This is a genomic window from Terriglobus albidus, from assembly GCF_008000815.1.
Taxonomy (GTDB): Bacteria; Acidobacteriota; Terriglobia; order Terriglobales; family Acidobacteriaceae; genus Terriglobus; species Terriglobus albidus_A.
In genome coordinates, this window is record NZ_CP042806.1 from 5,108,836 (window position 1) to 5,126,651 (window position 17,816).

The 17,816-nt window shown below is 58.6% G+C and carries 22 protein-coding genes and 5 tRNA genes; 19 read left to right on the top strand and 8 right to left on the bottom strand.

Annotated elements, in window-relative coordinates; all coding sequences use genetic code 11:
* Nucleotides 1-43 precede the first annotated feature (43 nt).
* Nucleotides 44-979 carry an HPr kinase/phosphorylase gene (locus FTW19_RS20495; RefSeq protein WP_187143079.1) on the top strand — a complete coding sequence of 312 codons (936 nt, stop codon included), beginning with the start codon at nt 44-46 and terminating at the stop codon, nt 977-979.
* 22 nt (nt 980-1,001) lie between these two features.
* Here FTW19_RS20495 and FTW19_RS20500 read toward each other — a convergent pair whose 3' ends face one another.
* The 4 genes from FTW19_RS20500 to FTW19_RS20515 all read right to left on the bottom strand — a co-directional run bounded on the left by FTW19_RS20500 (nt 1,002) and on the right by FTW19_RS20515 (nt 5,890).
* Nucleotides 1,002-3,131 carry a DUF1800 domain-containing protein gene (locus tag FTW19_RS20500; protein ID WP_147649421.1) on the bottom strand — a complete coding sequence of 710 codons (2,130 nt, stop codon included), beginning with the start codon at nt 3,129-3,131 and terminating at the stop codon, nt 1,002-1,004.
* Between the two features lie 67 nt (nt 3,132-3,198).
* Entirely contained in the window at nt 3,199-3,921 is a 723-nt protein-coding gene (locus tag FTW19_RS20505; protein WP_147649422.1) for a sulfite oxidase heme-binding subunit YedZ, read from the bottom strand.
* A gap of 21 nt (nt 3,922-3,942) precedes the next feature.
* The gene (locus FTW19_RS20510; protein WP_147649423.1) at nt 3,943-4,908 is read right to left on the bottom strand and encodes a hypothetical protein; all 966 of its coding nucleotides are present in this window, start codon (nt 4,906-4,908) and stop codon (nt 3,943-3,945) included.
* Between the two features lie 139 nt (nt 4,909-5,047).
* A complete protein-coding gene (locus FTW19_RS20515; protein ID WP_147649424.1) occupies nt 5,048-5,890 on the bottom strand; it encodes a hypothetical protein in 843 nt (280 codons plus the stop codon).
* A 213-nt stretch (nt 5,891-6,103) separates the two neighbouring features.
* Here FTW19_RS20515 and FTW19_RS20520 point away from each other — a divergent pair.
* The 13 genes from FTW19_RS20520 to FTW19_RS20580 all read left to right on the top strand — a co-directional run bounded on the left by FTW19_RS20520 (nt 6,104) and on the right by FTW19_RS20580 (nt 11,451).
* Nucleotides 6,104-6,179 (top strand) — tRNA-Thr (locus FTW19_RS20520).
* 118 nt (nt 6,180-6,297) lie between these two features.
* A tRNA-Tyr gene (locus FTW19_RS20525) sits at nt 6,298-6,384 on the top strand.
* A gap of 22 nt (nt 6,385-6,406) precedes the next feature.
* On the top strand, nt 6,407-6,601 hold the full coding sequence (locus FTW19_RS20530) for a hypothetical protein (RefSeq protein ID WP_147649425.1): 195 nt from the start codon (nt 6,407-6,409) through the stop codon (nt 6,599-6,601).
* Nucleotides 6,592-6,666 (top strand) — tRNA-Thr (locus tag FTW19_RS20535). Before FTW19_RS20530 ends, FTW19_RS20535 begins: the two co-directional genes overlap by 10 nt.
* A gap of 16 nt (nt 6,667-6,682) precedes the next feature.
* Nucleotides 6,683-6,757, top strand: a tRNA-Gly gene (locus FTW19_RS20540).
* Between the two features lie 28 nt (nt 6,758-6,785).
* Nucleotides 6,786-7,094: a hypothetical protein gene (locus FTW19_RS20545; RefSeq protein WP_147649426.1), complete on the top strand. Its 309-nt coding sequence runs from the start codon at nt 6,786-6,788 to the stop codon at nt 7,092-7,094.
* Nucleotides 7,095-7,175: 81 nt separating this feature from the next.
* Nucleotides 7,176-8,363 carry an elongation factor Tu gene (gene tuf / locus FTW19_RS20550; RefSeq protein WP_147648592.1) on the top strand — a complete coding sequence of 396 codons (1,188 nt, stop codon included), beginning with the start codon at nt 7,176-7,178 and terminating at the stop codon, nt 8,361-8,363.
* 371 nt (nt 8,364-8,734) lie between these two features.
* Entirely contained in the window at nt 8,735-8,884 is a 150-nt protein-coding gene (rpmG, locus tag FTW19_RS20555; RefSeq protein ID WP_147649427.1) for a 50S ribosomal protein L33, read from the top strand.
* Between the two features lie 57 nt (nt 8,885-8,941).
* Nucleotides 8,942-9,017: transfer RNA gene (locus FTW19_RS20560), tRNA-Trp, on the top strand.
* A 21-nt stretch (nt 9,018-9,038) separates the two neighbouring features.
* Complete coding sequence (secE, locus tag FTW19_RS20565) at nt 9,039-9,299, top strand: preprotein translocase subunit SecE (RefSeq protein ID WP_147649428.1); 261 nt, start codon at nt 9,039-9,041, stop codon at nt 9,297-9,299.
* Nucleotides 9,300-9,328: 29 nt separating this feature from the next.
* Nucleotides 9,329-9,946 carry a transcription termination/antitermination protein NusG gene (gene nusG / locus FTW19_RS20570; protein WP_147649429.1) on the top strand — a complete coding sequence of 206 codons (618 nt, stop codon included), beginning with the start codon at nt 9,329-9,331 and terminating at the stop codon, nt 9,944-9,946.
* Between the two features lie 125 nt (nt 9,947-10,071).
* Complete coding sequence (rplK, locus tag FTW19_RS20575) at nt 10,072-10,506, top strand: 50S ribosomal protein L11 (RefSeq protein ID WP_147649430.1); 435 nt, start codon at nt 10,072-10,074, stop codon at nt 10,504-10,506.
* Nucleotides 10,507-10,590: 84 nt separating this feature from the next.
* A complete protein-coding gene (locus FTW19_RS20580; protein WP_147649431.1) occupies nt 10,591-11,451 on the top strand; it encodes an SDR family oxidoreductase in 861 nt (286 codons plus the stop codon).
* Nucleotides 11,452-11,477: 26 nt separating this feature from the next.
* Here the strand turns inward: FTW19_RS20580 and FTW19_RS20585 are convergent, their stop codons facing one another.
* Both FTW19_RS20585 and FTW19_RS20590 read right to left on the bottom strand, forming a co-directional pair.
* Nucleotides 11,478-12,341, bottom strand: a complete 864-nt coding sequence (locus FTW19_RS20585) for an SDR family NAD(P)-dependent oxidoreductase (RefSeq protein ID WP_147649432.1) — start codon at nt 12,339-12,341, stop codon at nt 11,478-11,480.
* A gap of 260 nt (nt 12,342-12,601) precedes the next feature.
* Nucleotides 12,602-13,168 (bottom strand): TetR/AcrR family transcriptional regulator, encoded by a 567-nt coding sequence (locus FTW19_RS20590; protein ID WP_147649433.1) that lies wholly within the window; start codon nt 13,166-13,168, stop codon nt 12,602-12,604.
* 185 nt (nt 13,169-13,353) lie between these two features.
* On the opposite strand from FTW19_RS20590, the gene FTW19_RS20595 reads away from it, so the two are divergent.
* From FTW19_RS20595 to FTW19_RS20605, 4 genes are all read left to right on the top strand, one after another.
* Complete coding sequence (locus tag FTW19_RS20595; protein WP_222705482.1) at nt 13,354-13,917, top strand: RNA polymerase sigma factor; 564 nt, start codon at nt 13,354-13,356, stop codon at nt 13,915-13,917.
* 3 nt (nt 13,918-13,920) lie between these two features.
* Complete coding sequence (locus tag FTW19_RS20600) at nt 13,921-14,304, top strand: hypothetical protein (RefSeq protein WP_187143080.1); 384 nt, start codon at nt 13,921-13,923, stop codon at nt 14,302-14,304.
* The gene (locus FTW19_RS25910) at nt 14,297-14,467 is read left to right on the top strand and encodes a hypothetical protein (protein ID WP_187143081.1); all 171 of its coding nucleotides are present in this window, start codon (nt 14,297-14,299) and stop codon (nt 14,465-14,467) included. The genes FTW19_RS20600 and FTW19_RS25910 overlap by 8 nt, the downstream gene beginning before the upstream one ends.
* A gap of 229 nt (nt 14,468-14,696) precedes the next feature.
* Complete coding sequence (locus FTW19_RS20605; RefSeq protein WP_147649434.1) at nt 14,697-14,993, top strand: hypothetical protein; 297 nt, start codon at nt 14,697-14,699, stop codon at nt 14,991-14,993.
* A gap of 664 nt (nt 14,994-15,657) precedes the next feature.
* On the opposite strand, the gene FTW19_RS20610 is transcribed toward FTW19_RS20605, so the two are convergent.
* Nucleotides 15,658-16,275 carry an HD domain-containing protein gene (locus tag FTW19_RS20610; protein WP_246153422.1) on the bottom strand — a complete coding sequence of 206 codons (618 nt, stop codon included), beginning with the start codon at nt 16,273-16,275 and terminating at the stop codon, nt 15,658-15,660.
* A gap of 248 nt (nt 16,276-16,523) precedes the next feature.
* Between FTW19_RS20610 and FTW19_RS20615 the strand changes: the two genes are divergently transcribed.
* Nucleotides 16,524-17,057 carry a helix-turn-helix domain-containing protein gene (locus FTW19_RS20615; protein ID WP_147649435.1) on the top strand — a complete coding sequence of 178 codons (534 nt, stop codon included), beginning with the start codon at nt 16,524-16,526 and terminating at the stop codon, nt 17,055-17,057.
* 106 nt (nt 17,058-17,163) lie between these two features.
* Here the strand turns inward: FTW19_RS20615 and FTW19_RS20620 are convergent, their stop codons facing one another.
* Complete coding sequence (locus tag FTW19_RS20620; RefSeq protein ID WP_147649436.1) at nt 17,164-17,775, bottom strand: DJ-1/PfpI family protein; 612 nt, start codon at nt 17,773-17,775, stop codon at nt 17,164-17,166.
* Between the last annotated feature and the right edge of the window lie 41 nt (nt 17,776-17,816).

The window sequence follows — 17,816 nt, forward strand, 5'->3', positions numbered from 1 at the left end:
CCCCATCCTCGTAGATTGTTGTAAAACTGGAAGCGATCTCCCCGTGACCACTTCTGCAACAGATTACTTCCTCTGCGGCTGGCATGTACGCTCAGAATTTCCGCTGCCCGAACTCGCCCTCTGGCAGGACACCCAGCATCATCCAGACATCACGCTGACCCTGAACGAGCCGGAGCTCGTCGACCCGGCCGCGCCTGCGGCCTGGCCCGGTTTTCAGATCGAAGCACCCGCTCTCGCTCGCGTTGAGATGACCTCCATCTGTACGTTTTCCGTAAGGGACGGCTGTGAGATCCGGCTGCGGGTCGAACCCGGCGCAGATCCGATCGAGGTCCGGAACTTCCTGTATGGCACAGGTCTCGGCATGATCTGCCACCAGCGCGGCGTCTTCCCCCTGCACGGTTCCTGCCTGAGCCTGGGAGGCCGCGCCGTCATCTTCTCCGGACGCTCCGGAGCGGGCAAGTCTACCCTTGCCGCAGCCCTCACCCAGCGGGGACACACCATGCTCTCGGACGATGTCTGCGCTTTGGAGCCAACAGCGGAGGGGTGGTCTGTGCGTCCGGCCTTTCCTCGCGTCAAACTGCTGCCGCAGTCGCTGGAGGTTCTCCCCGACCTGAAACAGTCCGGCGTTCATGCCGCACTGCAGGGCAAGTATCACTTCCGTTTTGAAAATGTATCCGCCTTCTCACAGAAGACCACTCCCTTGGCGGCTATCTATTTTCTGGAGCGTGGCGAAGACGGCGAGCCCGCTACCCTTCTACGGAAAACCGGAATGGATGCCCTGCTGCTGGTACAGCAACAGGTCTTCCGCCGCCGGGCAGGAGAGCTGCTTGGCCGCCGGCAAGCTATCTTCACCACCTCAGGGGCCATTGTCTCGAACGTTCCGGTCTATGTGCTCCGCCGCGCTTTCGACCTTCAGCGGCTGCAGAAAACCATCGATCTGCTGGAAGAGGCACACGAAGCTGTCCCCGTGCAAATCTAAAGATATACCGGCATAAATACTTCTAGCGCACCTGGAACTCCGGAGAGCCGAGGACCAGGGCCGTCAGCATATTCAGCGTGTCGGGTGGACTCATAGGTTGCTGTTGCTGGGCAGCCTGCTGGGTTTGACTGGTTTGGGCCTGGCGCTGATCGAGCTGAGATCCGGTCTGCGCCTGTGGCGCCGGCTGCGCGACCTGCTGATGGATCAGGGCGTTCGTCTTCTCCGAGACCGGGCCTCCCACCAGGGTCTTTTCCAGCACATCCAGGGCTACGTCCATTCCGGTCACCTGCGAGGGCGTACGTCCTCGCACAGACGACACCGAATCGACGATCTTCACCGCCCGGACCTCGTTATTGTTCGCAGGGGTGCTGACTGGCTTCACTCCTCCGGAAACTGAAGGCTGCGACATCAGGCCGACGGCAAGCAGACGGGATGAGTCGAACTTCTGCCCTCCGTACTTGCTCTGCGTCAACTGCATAGCGAAGTTCAGCCGGTCGATCAACGCAGTGGTATTCATCCAGTGATCGGCGGTGATGTAGTAGCCGGTCGGCTCCAGCTTGCCGTAGAAGGGCATTCCCATCTGACGCAGGGTCTGCACCATCTGACCGGGATTGCCGGGATCGGTTGCTGTGGCGCGGAAGGCTGAGGCGAGAAACTCCTGCGGCGTCTTCACCTTGTTGCGGAAGTACTTCCGCGAGTTGAATTCAGGCGAGTGCACCATAGTCAGAAGTACCTGCTTGATATCTCCGTAGGTCTGCTGAAAGGTATCGGCCATACGGTCGACCAGTGCCGGCGGAGGGTCGTCAGCAACGAAGCGTTGCGCGAGCTTCCAGCTGATGAAATGCGCAGTCTGCGGCATCGACGCAAGCCTGGTCAGAGCGCTGATTCCCTGCTGCTGGCCGTTCTGGGGATCGTCCGGAACGGTCTGGCCGAACCACAGCTTCTCCCCAGGTTCGTGCTTTTTGGGATCGAAGACGAATTTGCCGCCGAGGTTCTGGTTATCGACGCTCCAACCGGTGAGGACGGCGGCGAGCTTCGTGACATCTGCCTGGGAGTAGCCACCATTCACACCGACGGTATGCAGCTCCATCACCTCGCGTGCATAGTTTTCGTTGAGCCCGCGGCCGTTGCGCTTGCCGTCAATTCGTTTGCCACCGTTGGCTTCGCTATTGGGCCCGATGGAGGTGAAGTTGTCGAGGTAAACCATCATCGCCGGGGACTTGGCGGTCGCCAGCAGCAGATCGCGGAACTTGCCCAGAGCGTAGGGCCGGATGGCGTCGCGCTCATAGGCGGGCGTATACCACTGGTCGGAGTCTTTCGGACCGTAGACGTTGAAGTGATTGAACCAGAAGTCGGTCATCACCTCCTGCACCTGGCGTTCGCTTAACACCATGCGCAGCATCTTCGCCTCACTCAGTTCCTGCAGTGCACGATAGCTGGAGCCTGAGGGGGCGGCCATGGCATAGAAGTACTCCCGCTCGCGTGGCGTGAACTCACCGATCAGAAGGTTGCGCTGTTCTCCGGCAACGTACTGCGTAAAAGCCGCACGATCGGCCACAGGCCGCGAAAGCAGGTTCGCCATGCGGTCTTTGCGGTCGATGGCGAAGAGTTCTCCGGCGATACGTGCCGCAGTGGCCTGATCAGCTTTTTTCTGCTCCTCCTGCTGCTCCGGCGTAGGCATGTGGCTGGTACCGTCGGCATCGACCTTTTTGTCGTCCAGCGACTTCTGCCAGCGCCAGAGCCCGACCTCGTAGACTGCGGCCAGCTGCGGGTCCGACGGTTTAGGCATCTTGCCTTCGGCGACCTGCTGCACCACGAACTGCGCTGGGAAGGTCTGCACCACCTGATCCGGCGTCATGCGCAGGACAGGATAGTCGCCCAGGCGCCGCGCCACCACGTCGTCCTTGATGCTGTTGGGATCGAGCTGCTGAGCAAGCCACTTGTCGACTCCCATGGAGAGGACCTGCTCCACCTCGCCCGGCCGCGCTCCGAAGGTGAATCGGTTGAGAATCTGCTGCGCTCGCTCGCGCTCGGTGAGGGGCTGCAAGGGCGTAGCCTTCTCGGTCTTAGGGGCTTTCGCCTTCGGCACTTGGGCCGGAAGCAGGATGGCAGGCAAAAGAACTACTGCAAAACCAACAAACGCTCGGCGCATGGGGGGACGTACCTCCGCGTGCCTGTTTAGAACCGTAGCCGCCAGAGAAAGTTGCGAAGGTCGTGTCTTATACAGTTTGTGCCGCGCGGGTGGTCGCCGGTGCCTTGCTCCGCTTCCACAGCATCCACGCAAGACGGCCCAAAAGCAGCGCCATCAGAACGGCGGTATCCCTCCACGGTGTGAGCACGCCCTTCTTCACCAGCCACCAGTAGTGGATGACAGCGAGTGCTCCCGCGACATAGACCCAGCGATGCAGCCGCTGCCAGGGCTTACCGCCCATCCTGCGCAGCACCCATTGCGGGCTGGTGAGCGCCAGCAGCAGCAGAATGAACCAGCTCAGAAGGCCCACCTGGACGAACTTACGTTTCATCGCATCTTCCCGGATGGTGGGCCAGACGGCGACGAAGTTCGTCCACAACACGCTCAGATGCCCGGACTTCACTCCCTCCCATGCGCTATTCACGTCGTAACCCGAGAAGAGAAAGAGATAGGTGCCGAGGTGCAACGTTGCGTAGAAGAAAGCAAAGAGGCCGAGCATGCGACGGAAGCGGATCAGCCATGCCAGCTTCGGCGACAGGCGGCGGACAGGTGTGATCGCCAGAGAGATCAGTAGAAACCACATCGTCCAGTCGCCGGTGATGTGGGTAAGCGTATTGACCGGATCGGCGCCGAGAGCGTCCGGCTGCGTTCCGCTGGCTGCCAGCCAGAAACGCCAGGCGACCCGCACAAACGGGAGCAGGCTGAGAGGAAAGACAATCCACTTCAGCAGTGCAATCGAACGGTTATTCAAATCCCCACGCCCACCCTTCCCCTACTTCTGGTTATTGGACGCTCGCCGCAGCGCATCGAGAGAGATAGCGGAGGTAAGGACCGTGCGCTCCTTCTTTTGCTCGATTTTGGTATTCGCCAGGGCTTCCAGGAGCAGCGTGTCTTCGGCCGACCGGGCCTGGTTCAACTCAAAGCCCCGAAAGAGCGTCAGCAACATGTTCATATTGCCCGCATCGCGGGCGGCAGCCTGTTCGTTGGCTGCGATCTCTTCCACTCGCAAGCGGAGTGAACCGACAAAACGCGCCGAGGCGACGAAGGTCGCATCCTGTGGCAGAGGAAGCTGTACGCCGCCAATGTTCATATTGCCGCTCTCGGTCAAAGGCAGGCCGATCTGACCGATACCCCACGCAAACGAGAGCAGTGGAACAGAACTGTAATGCTCGCCCAGCAGCGAGGAGCCGGAGAAGGGCGAAGCCGAGGCGCGGTAGCGATCGAGAATGGAGTGGAGCTGCTCAGCCGTTGGCATATTAGAGGCGGCCACCATGTCGTAGCCGAGGGTGGTGACCCGCAGCTTGCGGTTCTCAACCGGCACGGTGAAGATCTCGTGGCCGGCATAGTTCTCGGTCGAGCTGGAAATGGAACGCAGATAGTCGCTCAATCGCTTGCCGTCGAAGCGCCCCTCGAAGACCTCCGAGTAGGCCACCGGGCCGTTTGGGCCGGTTGGATCATCCATACGGTGCAACGAAAAGGCCACAGCATCGAGGTCGCGCTCAAAAAGAAAACCGGTCGCATCGATGAACTTCTGGTAGTCCGGCGTGCGCGTAATCGCCTTCTGATCCAGCTTCGTGATCAAGCGGATGGGTTTCAGGTTGAGGTAGAGAATACCGTCGGACTCCGGCAGCAGCCGCGCCACCTCAGGCGGAGCGTTCTTGCGCAGAAGAATGGCGACCACCAGCGCACCAAGCAGCGCCAGGGCGATCAGCAGCGAGTACCGCGTGCGTTTTCGCATGCGTATTGATTGTGCGGGTTTCGCAGGGATCGAGCAAGCTCGATCATGATTGAAGAATGGAAGGATTGAATAATTGAATGATTGAAACCAGCAGCTGCGGCAACCAGTTCTTCAATCATTCAATTAGCAATTATTCAATTCACCTTCCAATAGCAAATGTATAGATCTTCCCCGCATTCGCCATGCCCCGTTGATTCACGTTGCCAGGGGGCAGAACGCCATATTCGCCTGGCTCAAGGTCGGGGACCTCGTAGGCGTACATGTTCTTTCCGATCTTGCGCGGCTGGAAGGAGACAGAGTCACGCTCGGCTCCGGACTGGGAGTGAAAGACGTTGCCGGTCTCGGTGCGGAACTCGCGATTGTCGGCGTGCTGGCGGAAGCGCAGCAGAAGGTATTCTTCCGGTTGCGTGCCGCCCGGCGTGTAGATCAGGATCTGGTCGCCGGCGCGCATGTTGAGCTTTGCGCTCGAGCCCTTGACGTGGCCATTCATGTCTTTCTTGATGATGCCGTTGGTGAGGGTCGACTTCAGGGCTCCGCCCTGACGGAAATTCACCAACTCGATCGGCATCGGCTGCCAGTCCTGCGTCTCGCGCAGCTTGTAATAGACGCCGATATCGTCCACCTGTGACGAAGCGGGCGGCAGGTCGATCGGCCTCTCGGTATGGGCTGTCATACCCGAGTTTTTGGCAAGCATGGCGGAGATCACTGTCTGGGAGACACCAGCCTCTTTCAGCGCGATGAGATCGTCGGGGCCGGTGGCGTAGCTTCCAGGTTGTGTCCGCACCGTCTGCGCAATGAGGTCTTCATCCAGCCCCGCCTTGGCCATGCGGATGATGGCGTCGTTGGTCAGCGTCTTCTGCTCTTTCGGAGCGCCGACGTTGGGGGATGCGGGGCCCTCCTGCTGTGTGCCGGTAACGTCTTGCGCCAGGCTTACGGGAAGCGGAAGAACCAGCAGCGTGCCAAGGGCTAGGGAACGAAGCATAGGAGTACACCTCAGGAACTATTCTGTGGGACGACAGACTGCAGGAAAAGATAACCTGCGGCAACCGTGTCCCGCATATGGAGTCGGCCCTTCTTGTGCCTAGGGGCCTGCTTTCATCGATTTTGCTCCTGCCTCGGTTTTACGCACAGCCGTCTGTGTGCTAGATTTGATTCTGCGCTGCTCTTGAAAACAGCAGCGCAGATTGCTGTTTGGGCTGGCGTAGCTCAGCTGGTAGAGCATCTGATTTGTAATCAGACGGTCGGGGGTTCAAATCCCTTCGCCAGCTCCAATTAGCTCCCCTGGCAGCGCAGGTTTTGGTAGTAACGCCCCTCCCGGCTGCACTTCCTGCCATCTCAACGGTTGTTCTGGTTGTGATGCGGGGTTGCGTGCGGTAGGGGTGACAATGTGCACAGGTGGCCGAGTGGTTAATGGCAGCAGACTGTAAATCTGCCGCGCAACGCGCTACGGAGGTTCGAATCCTCCCCTGTGCACCACTAAGTTTGTGAGGCGGAGCCGATGGATTTAAGCGCGGGCGGTTCCGGTCGAATGACCATCGCGCTGGTGGTGCTTCTTGGGTTGGCAGCAGCAGCCTGGGGGACAATGGAGCCGGGTAAATACCGCTCCCTCACCATGATTCTGCTGGGATTTTTTGCTGTACGTATCCTGCTAGGCCGCATGAAGTATCGGCAGGATGTGAAGAAGCTGATGTAGCTCAGTGGTAGAGCACTCCCTTGGTAAGGGAGAGGTCATGGGTTCAAGCCCCATCATCAGCTCCAGATTTTTGTAAGGCGGGCGGGAGTAACTCAGTGGTAGAGTCACAGCCTTCCAAGCTGTTGGTCGCGGGTTCGATTCCCGTCTCCCGCTCCAGATGCTTCGGTGTTGTCGAGGAGATTGGATGTACGAGCAGGCAGTAATTCCTGTGCAAGACCAGCAGACGTTTAACGCGGTCAAAGCCGCAATCGAGCTTTCATTTTCCTCCGCAAAAGTACAGGACTTCCTGAAGTCGCTGGATCGCAGCAGACTGCGCGTCCGCGAGTTCGAGCGGGTTCTTGCCGCCGGCAAGCTTGGCACTGCTGCTTCCAACAGCTACGCCAAGCTCAGCGATGGTGACAGAGGCATGATCCGTGAGTTTTACCTCTCCACCCTGGAGAAGGTCGCTCCCGAGCTGCGGGCGAAATATCTGAAGGTGTACGCCTACTACTGAGGCGTTACGCAAACCCCAAAATTAGTTTTGAAACAAAACCGGCTGCAGTTGGCCGGGTGTGCAATCTGACAGGAGAAGAAGATGGCGAAGGAAAAATTTGACCGGTCGAAGCCGCACGTAAACGTGGGAACGATTGGGCATATCGATCACGGTAAGACGACGCTGACGGCAGCGATCACGAAGGTCCTGTCGAAGCACAATCCGAAGAACGCGTTCCGTTCGTTTGACACGATCGACAACGCTCCTGAGGAGCGTGAGCGTGGTATTACGATCTCGACGTCGCACGTGGAATATGAGACGGCGAACCGTCACTATGCGCACGTGGACTGCCCCGGCCACGCCGACTACATCAAGAACATGATCACGGGCGCGGCGCAGATGGACGGCGCGATCCTGGTGGTGGCAGCGACCGACGGTCCGATGCCGCAGACCAAGGAGCACGTTCTTCTGGCTCGCCAGGTAGGCGTACCATACATCGTTGTATTCCTGAACAAGTGCGATGCGGTTGAGGATCCTGAGCTGATCGACCTGGTGGAGATGGAAGTGCGTGAGCTTCTGTCGAAGTACGAGTTCCCGGGCGATGACGTTCCTGTGATCCGTGGCTCGGCTCTGGGCGCGCTGAACGGCGAAGCACAGTGGGAAGCCAAGATCGACGAGCTGATGCAGGCCGTGGACGACAACGTACCGCAGCCTGACCGTCTGGTTGACCTTTCGTTCCTGATGCCGATCGAAGACATCTTCTCGATCTCCGGCCGTGGAACGGTGGTTACCGGCCGTATCGAGCGTGGCAAGGTGAAGGTAGGCGAGGAAGTGGAGATCGTTGGTTTCCGCGACACCCGCAAGACTGTTGTCACCGGCGTGGAGATGTTTAAGAAGCAGCTGGACGAGGGTCTGGCGGGCGATAACGCCGGTCTTCTGCTGCGCGGTGTAGCGAAGGAAGACGTGGAGCGTGGCATGGTGCTGGCCAAGACTGCGTCGATCACCCCGCACACGGTGTTCAAGGGCGAGGTGTATGTCCTGTCGAAGGAAGAGGGTGGCCGTCATACGCCGTTCTTCTCCAACTACCGTCCTCAGTTCTACTTCCGTACGACCGACGTAACGGGCACGGTCAAGCTGCCTGAGGGCCGCGAGATGGTGATGCCTGGCGATAACGTCAGCCTGGAAGTAACGCTGCACACGCCGGTAGCCATGGAGAAGGGTCTCCGCTTCGCGATCCGTGAGGGCGGCCGCACCGTCGGTGCTGGCGCCATCGCTGAGATCGTCAAGTAAGACCACAGCGGATGGTGGAAGACGCGCTTTGCGCGTAAGTGCCTGACGCAATCATCAACAAGAGTGGCGAGCCTCGGCTCGCCGCTTTTGTTTTTGCTTCGAGAGACTTAGCGCGTAAGAAACTTCCACAGAAGATTGCGTTTTCGATCAGCAATCTCGGCTTCCGCCCTTCCCCTGACAACGGGTTTCGTGGATAATAGTCCAAGGCGATGCGTGGCCTGACCGCTTCGCTTCCAGGAACAAAACTCAGGATTTTGGTAGCAGGGGCCATATGCCCTGCGTCGCGGCGTGTCGGGAGGGCGGTCAAACGTCCAGTGAATGACATAGCTGCTTGCCAGTCGAAGTGGCTGGCCAAGTGAAGGAGAGCAATTATGCGCGAGATCGTTACCCTGCAGTGCCCGGAGTGCAAGAACCGGAACTATTCGACCACCAAGAACAAGAAGACGACCACGGGCCGTCTGGAATTCTCGAAGTTCTGCAAGTTCTGCCGGAAGCATACCGCGCATAAGGAAACCAAGTAAGGGACTTCCCCGTCCAGAGAGACAGGCGGAAGCCGGTCTGGCGGGGTAAGTCATCACAGGGGCGTAAGCTCAACGGTTAAACTGTCGGTCTCCAAAACCGAACTTGGGGGTTCGAATCCCTCCGCCCCTGCCAAAGATTCGAGAAGGTACATTTATGGCCAAGGCGGTCGCAGTGGCAGAAGAGCAGAACCAGGGAATGCAGGTTTGGAAGTCCCAGCCGGCAAAGCTGAGCGGCTTTCTCAAGGACGTGCGCAACGAGTTGAAGAAGGTGGTCTCGCCCTCGCCGACCGAGGTCCGCTCGACCACGATCGTCGTGATCGTGACCGTGTTTGTCTTCGCCTTCTACTTCTGGATTGTGGACAACGTCATTGGCAAGGGCATTGAAGTCGTCCTGGATAAGCTGACCTCGCACTAATATTTCCCCGCACTCTGAAGAAGGCATCCATGTCAGAAGAACTGAACCCGGCAGGCAGCAGCAACGACGGTGGTGAGCAGGTTCCCGCCGCCGAACTCGCGCCTCCGACGAATGAAAACTTCAAGTGGTACATCATCCACGCCTACTCCGGCTTTGAGCGCAAGGTGCGCGAGTCTATCGAGAGCCGCGTACAAGCCTTCGGTCTGCAGAACAAGATCGGCCGCGTGATGATTCCCACGGAGCCGGTGACTGAGCTCCGCAACGGTAAGAAGTACACCATCGAGCGCGTCTTCCTGCCCGGCTACGTGTTGGTCGAGATGGATCTCGATAACGACTTGTGGCACATCATCAAGAACACGCCGCGGGTTACGGGCTTTCTGGGCACCGGCGACAAGCCGGTAGCGCTGAGCGAAGAAGAAGTCAGCTCCATTCTCTTCCGCGCCGATGTCTCCAAGGAGAAGCCCAAGCTCAAGGTCAAGTTCGACAAGGGCGAGCAGGTACGCATCACGGAAGGGCCGTTTGCGAACTTCAATGGCACGGTGGACGACGTCAACGAGGACAAACAGACGCTCAAGGTCATGGTTTCGATCTTCGGCCGCGCAACTCCAGTCGAGATCGAATTCTCCAAGGTCGACAAGATCGTCTAGTACGAAGGTTTTGCCTGGTGTCTTCTACCACCGGGCCGCGCTGGCGGCGGGGGCTTCACCCGCGGCAGTCAGCATGGAAGTGAAATCTACGTCTGCGCCCAGCGCAGACACGAAGGACAAGCAACATGGCACCGAAAAAGGTTCAAGGATACGTCAAGCTGCAGGTTGAGGCCGGTAAGGCCAACCCGGCGCCGCCGATCGGCCCCGCTCTCGGTCAGGCGCAGGTCAACATCATGGAGTTCTGCAAGCAGTTCAACGCCCGCACGCAGAATAAAGAACTCGCCGGAATGACTATTCCGGTCGTGATCACGGTTTACGCTGACCGTTCGTTCACTTTCGAGACTAAGACGCCCCCCGCCGCCAATCTTCTGAAGAAGGCTGCTGGTATTCAGAAGGGCGCCGGCGCGCCGAACAAGGACAAGGTTGGTAAGGTTACCGAGGCTCAGGTTCGCGAAATCGCTATCCAGAAGATGCCTGACCTGAACGCCGCTTCCGTGGAAACCGCGATCAAGTCGATCAAGGGTACGGCCCGCTCGATGGGTATCGAAGTCGTCGGCTAAAGGATTTCTTGCACTCTCGCAAGCACGGAGCGCCCTGAGCGCTCCGTTTTTCTTTGTGCACCACACCCGGTGTAGGCTGGCGGCATGTCCCGCAGATCGGTTGTCGTTACCGGAGCCTCCAGCGGCATTGGCCTGGCTACCGTAAGAGTTCTCACCAGGCATGGGTTCCATGTCTTCGGCACCGTTCGCCGGCAGGAAGATTTCCACATGCTGCAATCCTGGTGCACTCCCCTTCTGATGGACGTCACGGATGAGGCCTCTATCCAGCGAGTTTTTGAGGAGGTCCGCTCTGCACTCGGAGGAGAGACACTGGCTGGGCTGGTCAACAACGCCGGCATCGCCGTGCATGGCCCTTTGGCCTACCTGCCGATCGACGACTTCCGGCGTCAGCTCGAGGTGAATCTGGTGGCTCCGGTTCGCCTGAGCCAGGTCTTTGCTCCCCTGCTGGGTGCTGACCGCGGCCGTACTGGGCCGCCCGGGCGCATCGTGAATGTCAGCTCCGTCTCCGGGAAGCTGGCTTCGCCCTTCCTGGGAGCCTATGCTGCGTCCAAATTTGGGCTGGAAGCTATTTCAGAATCGATGCGGCGCGAACTTTTGCTGCACGGAATCGACGTGATCGTGGTGGCTCCGGGCGCCGTCGTAACCCCCATCTGGGACAAGGCAGAGGCCATCGGTATCGAACAGTTCCGCCAGACCGAATACGCCACGGCGCTGGAGCGTTTTGCACAGATTTTCCTCACCCAGGGCAGGCAGGGATTCCCGCCCGAGCGTGTGGGCAAGGTGATCCTCGCAGCGCTTACGGCTTCCAGGCCGAAGACCAGGTACGCGGTGGTGCCTCATAGATTTCGGGGGTGGATACTCCCAAAGATCGTGCCCGCTCGCATGGCAGACCGTTACGTCGGCAAGCTGCTCGGCCTGACGCTCCACGCCGGGAAAGACCGCTGAGCGGCCCTCCCCCGGTTTAGAGGCCACTACCGCGTCTGCAGTTCCGCGAAGGGTACTGTTCCCTCGAAGACAGTGGAATGTGTCAGGTCCCGGAAGCGCTCCGCCTCCTGGTGACGCGCATCTTCCGCCATCCTGACCCGCTTCTCGGCATCCACGCCGAGGATCAGCCGCATGGGCACCTCCTCGCTGTTGGCCAGCTTCACGATCAGAGCCGCGATCTTCTTCGGGTCACCCTCCTGGTGCCCTTCATATTTGTCTCTCAGGGCGATAAGCTGTCCGACCGAGGGCTCGTAGTCCGGCAGCAGATCCGGAAGGCCTGCACCGGCGCGGCGAAGCCAGTTGGTGCGGATGCCGCCCGGCTCCAGGGTACAAATCTTTACGCCGAAGGGTGCGACCTCGAGTGCAACCGAGTCACTGAAGCCGCCTACCGCCCATTTGGCGGCGTGATACGGAGCATTCCCCGGCATAGCGATGCGGCCGCCGATCGACGAGACCTGAAAGATCAGCCCGCTGCGCTGCTTACGCATCTGCGGCAAGGCCGCGCGTGTGGTGTAGACCACGCCATACAAGCAGGTGTCGACAACGGCCTGGAAATCCTCCGGAGAGATCTGCTCAAAGGGAGCAAACAATCCGTAGCCGGCGTTGTTAACCAGAACGTCCAGGGAGCCGAAAGTATCAATGGCGGTTTGCACAGCTGCTTGTGCGGCGGCCTCGTCCCGAACCTCCAGCTTCACCGGCTTGATGCGTTCTCCGTACTGGGCCATCAGCGGTGCAAGCTCCTCGATCCGTCGCGCACCGGCGACCACCGAATCTCCCGCTGCAAGGGCAGCCTCCACGATGTCCCGCCCGAGACCATTGCCGCTTCCCGTTACCAACCAGACCTTGCTCATCTTAAGAATTCCTCCTGCAAGATCAGATTCCATAATGAGTGAGTAGTTGCTCATTTATTTAATTCAAGCTACCCTCTTTTGTTTTTGTCATCCCGCAGGGATCTGCTTTGCTAAATCCTGACCTCAGCGGCTGAAGCCGCTCTTCTTTTCGGCGGGTATGCGGGACGGCTTGAAGCCGTCCCCTTAAGCACTACATTCGCGCTACGCGCGAACGGTGAACGAAACGGACAACTGAATGGATGACGGCCCCTACTCTGCTGCTACTGCAAAGCACGCCAGAAGAGATCAAACGTCTTTTCTTTCAGGCTTTCGCGCTGGCGTGGTTTTTTGGCGATGTACTCCATGGCGGCGTCCTGCATGGCGCCCATCATCGAGCTGGCGAAGCCTTTGGGCAATCCCTTCGCGGCGATGCGTTCTTCCACCCCGGCGAGGGCGCTATCTACCTCTCCGCGCATGGCGGCGCTTTTCGCCCTGGTCTCCTCCGTCAGCACCTCCGAAAGGTTCAGGCGCATGGAGACGGACCGCTTCTCCGGGTAGGCGATTGCCCAGTCCAGGCTGACGGACCAGACGTGCCAGGCACGGTCCCTGAGCGAACCTTTTACGGGGAAACCTTTGTGGATGACGCCGTAGATCTCCGCCTTTAGTTCAAGATAGAGTTCGTTGAGAAGCTGTTCCTTGGTGGCGAAGTAGGTATACAGAGTTCCTTCGGCCACTCCCGCGCGCTTTGCAATCCGTGACGTGGAGACGGAGAGTCCCGCGGCGGCAATCTCATGAATTGCCGCCTGCAGCAGGGCGGAGCGTTTTTCCGGACTGAGGGGCCGCGCCATCTCTACCGAGTATTAGAGCATTTTCCCTGTTGCTGGGTATCCCGGAAGAGAAGCGCAGCGGCGTTTTCATCGCGGAAAACGCCCATGGATGCGGAAGCCCTACTCTACTCCTACAGGGAAAATACTCTACAAGAAAATCTGCAATATGTTTTGAGTTGCTTCGTTCTACAGGATGAGCGAAGCGCATGACGCACGAGATGAGCCTCGACGAACAGGACCGGTTCCTTACCGAGACGATGGAGCGCGATAAGCCCCGTCTGCGCAGCTTCATTCGCCGACGGGTGAAGGATGCCGACCAGGCCGAGGACATTCTGCAGGAGGTCTTCTACGAGCTGGTGGAGACCTACCGAATGATGAAGCCGGTGGAAACGGTTACCGGGTGGATGTTCACCGTTGCCCGCAACCGGATCACGGATATGTTCCGGAAGAAGACTCCGGAGTCATTGCAGCAGCCAGTGATGGACGACAGCTCATTGACGCTTGAGGATCTATTGCCCTCACGCGATGCAGGCCCGGAAGCAGCGTATGCGCGAGAGGTATTGATGGATCTGATTGAAGAAGCTCTGGATGAGCTGCCACAGGCACAGCGCGAGGTGTTTATCGCGCATGAGATCGACGGGCTGAGCTTCAAAGAGATCTCCGCCGCGACCGGTGTGGGTGTAAGTACCCTGCTCTCGCGCAAACGATATGCCGTGCTGCATCTGCGGGAGCGGCTGGAAGAGATGAAAGACGTATTTGAAAGCAGGTAGGCGATGAGAAAGCCATTCAAAATTGTGAAGGTGTTGCTGATCGCGGCGGTGGCCGCAACGGTTGTTGGATTTGCGGTCATGTTGCTGTGGAATGCACTGATGCCGGCGATCTTCGCCCTGCCCCGCATCACCTACTGGCAGGCACTCGGGCTCTTTGTTCTTGGCAAGCTGCTCTTTGGCGGCTTTCACGGTCGCAGACATCATGACGGCTACCGCTGGGGACGTCATATGCGCGAGCGCTGGGAACAGATGTCTCCGGAAGAGCGCGAGAAGTTACGTGAAGGCCTGCGCGGCAGCCGCTGCTGGCCAGGACACCCCGGATACCGCGGCGGGCCGTGGGGACGCGGCGATGAAGTCCCGAAAAAAGAGGAGGCAAGCCGTGGATGAACAGACATTGAGAACCGATCTGCTGATGCCCCGGCTGGCGGAGCTGGAAGCAGAGAATGAGCGGCTGCGGCAGATGCTGGCGGAGTTGTTGATGACGAATCAGGTGTTGCGGCAGGGACGGAGTTCTACAGAGCGTGAAACGAAGTCGTTATTGAGGGCGTAGGTAGAGATCGGGTGCCCCACATATGCGCAGCATATGTGGGAGATCGAGCGAAGCTCGATAGATGTTTTTGATTTGTCTTAGAACGTGCTGTCTATCGGGTGATCTCAAAGAAACGAACCGTCCTCCTCCTCGGAATCCAGAACCAGAGATCCTGCAAGAACGTGATCAATATAACGGAACCACATACCAGCAACAGCAAGCCCTGAACTTGTTGCCCAGGGGTACGAAGATGCCCAACCTGGGCCTCGCAGGAAAACTGAAACATTACGACGCCGCTCTCGGCCGGTTGTGGCAATTGAGTCTTCTCAGAGACACGCTTCTCGAGCCGATGACACTCGGCCATCTCGGTCTTTATTCGATAGACAGTCGGGATAAAGGCCACCAGAAAGAGCGCGAAGAAGATAAGGAATCTGCGAGAAAACATCAGGTGAATGCCCGCAGCTTAGAGTACTTGCGCCAATCGAAGGCGAGTGAAACCGGAGTCGCTGCCACGGAAAACATCAGAAGCCAAGCCATCACTTTGTAAGACACCGGCAATGGCCGATCCACTATCCAGCAGGGATGAGGAGTTGTGCCGACCATACCCTCCTGAAGAGCAAATGCCTCCATCATCATTGCGGTCTCACATGGTCGTCTTTCTTCCATCTCCTTTCCGATGACATAAGTGATGTATCCGCCGGAAATGACGAGGAGAAGAAACAGCATCTTCGTACGCGACGAAATCCAACCCAGTCTTGCGGCAGGGAGCACAACCTTACAGGACCGGCATCTACGCATCGATATCGTCCAGAAACCGGCATAGGAACCTTTGCATACTGGGCAAAGTAGATGCCTCCGTTCCAAGCAGCCTTGAATTGCCCACGTCAACACAAGGAGAGAAGCCAGAACTACCCCGATATAGAGCGCCAGGCGAAGCAGCGTCAGGTTCTGGTTATGTCGCGGCCAGGATACGAGATCTATGACAAGAAGCGTTGCGAAGATACAGACCGCCCCGATCGCAGTTCGCTTGGTTCGCTTGCGTGTCTGATAAAAACCCGCCCATTCACTGGGCGTTACCAACTTCTCTGGCATAAAAGCATTCTCTAGAAAGCGGGCTCTCTTCGCCAGAAAATAACAAACCAAACACGTTCGCGCGTAGCGCGAATGCCCAGGTCCCCTCGGGACCTGGGCACCCGGTGTATGGGTTATTCCTAAGCTGCGGTTCCCTTCAAGCCCAGTTCTTCTGCGCGTGCCTGCAGGGCTGTCAGGCAATTGTTGATGTGATCGTCGATAGGAATCCCCAGCAGCTCTGCGCCTTGTGTCATGTCTTCACGCTTTACGGCGCGGGCAAAGGCTTTGTCTTTCATCTTCTTCTTTACGCCTGTTACTTCGACCTCAAAGATCGACTTGCTTGGCTTTACCAAGGCACACGCCGTCAGAAAGCCTGCGAGCTCGTCACAGGCGAAGAGCGCCCGCTCCAGGTGCGTCTCTCGCGGTACGCCGCTGTAGTCTGCGTGGGACAAAATGGCGCGGCGGATCTCTTCGGGCCAGCCCTGCTCCGCAAGCACCTTCTCACCGACGAAGGGATGTTCTTCGAGCGATGGGTGCCGATCATAGTCGAAGTCGTGGAGCAGGCCGGTGATGGCATATTTCTCGGTGAACGCTGCGGACTCGTCTCCGCTTAAGCCCAATCGTTCCGCCTCGCGGGCGCCGTAGAACTCTGTGCAGGCCTCCACGGCAAGTGCATGCTTGATCAGGCTGGCAGACTCGGTCCACTCCTTCAATACTTCCCATGCGCGATCGCGGGTATATGAATGCATGTGAGACATGGTAACGGGATTGCGAAGCATCTGCTCAAGTGAGAAAGCGTCCTCCTTTTCCTCAGAGGTGAAGTATGGCGGTGGGAAACAAGTTACTCTTTTGGTTCTTTTTCGGGTTTTCTCCCTGTTTTAGCTAATAATCATCGGGATTCCTCTTGACTAAGCAGTAACCGGGTGTCAATCTAGGCACATCCACACCGTCCAGGCATTGACGGGTGGGCGGGTCCCTTGCTCTGGCGACTTCGCGACAATTAAATATGGCAACCATGATGGCTCCCGTTGAACAGCGGGAAGTTCTTCGTTGCGATCACTGCAGTCTGGTTCAGTTCCGGACTACAAATGCGCTGTGCCGCCGCTGCCACAAGCCGCTTGAGGCTGATGAGCCGGAGGTCGCACCAGCACCCCTTGCAATCGTTCCGCCACAACCGGCTCAGGAAGGCTCGCTGCAGGTAGCGACCGCTGTGCGTGATCTGCGTCGCGTCCGCAACCTGTCGCAGCGCCAGTTGGCGACGCGCATGAACGTGCCGCGTACCTACATCTCAAAGATTGAGAACGGCAAAGCGATGCCGACGCTCGGCTCTCTGGAGCGGCTCGCTAACGCGCTGCAGGTCGACATCTCGGCGCTGCTGCGTGACTCGCGCTCGCGCCGCACCGATGAGGCTGCTGTGCTGTTGGCTGATCCATTCCTGGCAGAGATTGCCGGCTATGTCAGCCAGTTGGACAGCCTGCAGCGTTCCATCTTCATGAATCACGTCCGTGAGCTCGCGAGCGGACGCCGGAAGATGGCGTAAGCAAAGCAGTACCTGCTTTCTCTCTCCAAGATCCCGCGGAGGATGTTCCGGCATCCTTCGCGGACCCGCAATCCTGCGACGCGTCGCTTCTCAGGATTGCAGGGCTTCAAGACCTGGAAGTGAGATTGACCGCGAGACGAGAGACGAGATACTCCTGCAGCACGCTTTCGAAGTTTGAGAGCCACGCCGGATGCGCCGGCCATGCGGGAGCTGTCACCAGCGTTCCATCCACAACCGCCTCGGTCATCCCGATCGGCTGATACGATCCGCCGGCCAGCTTTACCTCTGATGCACACGCCGGATACGCACTGATCTTTTTCCCCTGCAGCACGCCCGCTGCGGCAAGAATCTGCGGACCATGACAGACAGCCGCCACCGGTTTGCCCGCCTCGAAGAAGTGGCGCACAGTTTTCAACACGTCTTCATCCGTCCGTAGATACTCCGGCGACCGGCCACCTGGAATCACCAGGCCGTCATACTGCGCAACGTCTACCTCGACGAAGGTCGCGTTCAACATGAAGTTGTGGCCGCGCTTCTCGCTGTAGGTCTGGTCGCCTTCGAAGTCGTGAATCGCCGTGCGGACAAACTCGCCCTTGCTCTTCTTAGGGCAAACGGCATCGACGGTGTGTCCCAGCACCTGCAGGGTCTGGAACGGCACCATGACTTCATAGTCTTCAACGTAGTCGCCAACCAACATGAGCAGCTTCGCGTGCGCCATGACTTCTCCTTCGATGGTTACCTAGAGCATTTCTCCTGTTG